Genomic DNA, 1,719 nt, shown 5'->3' on the forward strand with positions numbered 1-1,719 from the left:
TGTTCTACCCAATCATGGTAATAGAGCTGGTGCAGCGGGTTAGGTTGCGCCAGGTTGTTGAGAATAAAGAACAGTGGCGATTGCTGTGGGCGGCATAGCCATGCTGACCACCCAGTGGTGTTGGATGAAATGGTATTATGCATCTTTTCTCCTGAACCCTGATGCTGGAATAAGGAATACGGCGATTTTCTTTAGCGTGTGCGGTAGAGCGTCCATACCTTTAACACCTCTGAAATAATCAGTAAGCCCAATGCTATTTGAGCGTTATGCAGATCGAGGGTTTTCAGTGCCCACGGTAGAAACGCGAGTGATGGCACCACCAGCAAAAGCCGTAACGGCGTTTGTGCATAAGCCAGCCAGGTTGCCAGGCGGTGTTGCTTAAACAACAATCCTGCTGAAACAGGTATCGATAACGTCAACACTATCGACAAGCAAAACAGGATAATGCTGGCAGTCCCTTGTTGCGGTAAATAGTGGTTAAACGCCACGATGTCGTCATAAAGCGGGATGCGCTGCTGACTGATATTGAGCCAAATAAAACGTACTAGGTAGAATAGATCCAATACTGCCCAGAACCGGAAAACAGTTTTTCTTGTGATCATGGTTTATCCTTTGTTTCATACACTTCATCAGCCACAACCGGTTGCCAGTGCCAGGATTTACCGGTTATTTGCCATGTGTCATCCCCCTCAAGAAAACGTTGTTTTATCTTTCTCACGGTTCCGTAGGGGTGTATAGCTGAGTTTTCAGCCTGATTTAAGCTTGCGTTATCAGGTAGTGGTTGCCAAGCTTGAATTTTATCTCTTATGGTGTTCATGAAATCTTTACCTTCAGAACCAAAGAGTCGTCCTTCATCTCCCATTGAAGTAAGCCGATTAATTGCCATTATCATGGTATTGGAAATACCATGATAATCATTATCTATCGTGACCCAGCGACCTGGACCTGATGAGGGCGCCAGTGTATTTGAGGCTTGCTGTGCAGATGAGTTTATTGTTGTATCAGTCGGTGTTATGGGGGCAGCCTCCTGGCCTTCAATAGTCCAATCGCCGTTCATCTGCGCTATCGCGGCACAGGCAACACAGGCGTAGCTGGCGGGGGCTTCCGGGGTTGGCGTGGCGATGGTTGCCGCCACCGGCAACGCTGAAACCGGTCGCCGGATGTCGTGGTTTGCCAGCGCGGCTACGGTTTCTGGTGCTGCAAGATGAAGCGCGCTGCCTTGCCCGGGGCCGCCACTGGCAACCCGCAAGCCTGCTGAGGTGAAAATGCCACCCGGTGTCACGCGAATAAAATCGCCGCCCACTTTCAGGGTGATTTCACTGCCAGCATCCAGCACCAGTTTACCGGCAGTTTGCAGGTGAATTTCCTGTCCACTGTTGATGACCAGCGACTGTCCCACCTGTGTGTGCTGTTTTCCGGCTATCTGCTGGGAGACATCGCCTTGCGTACGTTGCAGGCGTGAGCCATGTACCTGCTGGTGTTCATCGGCCAGAATTTCCTGATAGCTGCTGTGTTCCACGCGCTGTTTATAGTCGTGCTTAATATGCCAGTGCGCATCGTGGTTAATCATCACATTCATATCCTTCTGCGCGTGGAGATAAACCTCTTCCAAGCCTTTGGCATCGTCAAAGCGCAGTTCGTTGAAGCCTTTGCCTTTGTGGGTTTGGGTGCGAAGCGTGGTGCGGGTCTTTTCCTCTGGTAGGTTGAGCGGGGGATCAT

Annotated in this window: 2 protein-coding genes; both read right to left on the bottom strand. The window is 50.4% G+C overall.

What is annotated here, in order from left to right; all coding sequences use genetic code 11:
• Positions 1 to 191: 191 nt before the first annotated feature.
• A complete protein-coding gene (locus EOJ37_RS14120) occupies positions 192 to 602 on the bottom strand; it encodes an arginine:ornithine antiporter (protein WP_127960503.1) in 411 nt (136 codons plus the stop codon).
• Positions 599 to 1,719: bacteriophage T4 gp5 trimerisation domain-containing protein (locus EOJ37_RS14550; protein ID WP_420820645.1), on the bottom strand; the 1,121-nt coding region annotated here is incomplete at its 5' end. The genes EOJ37_RS14120 and EOJ37_RS14550, both read right to left, overlap by 4 nt.

This window comes from Serratia microhaemolytica (assembly GCF_004011885.1).
GTDB classification, from domain to species: Bacteria; Pseudomonadota; Gammaproteobacteria; order Enterobacterales; family Enterobacteriaceae; genus Serratia_G; species Serratia_G microhaemolytica.

Excerpts from the sequence above, each read along its gene's own strand:
- EOJ37_RS14120 (WP_127960503.1), bottom strand. The coding sequence starts at position 602 with ATGATCACAAGAAAAACTGTTTTCCGGTTCTGGGCAGTATTGGATCTA.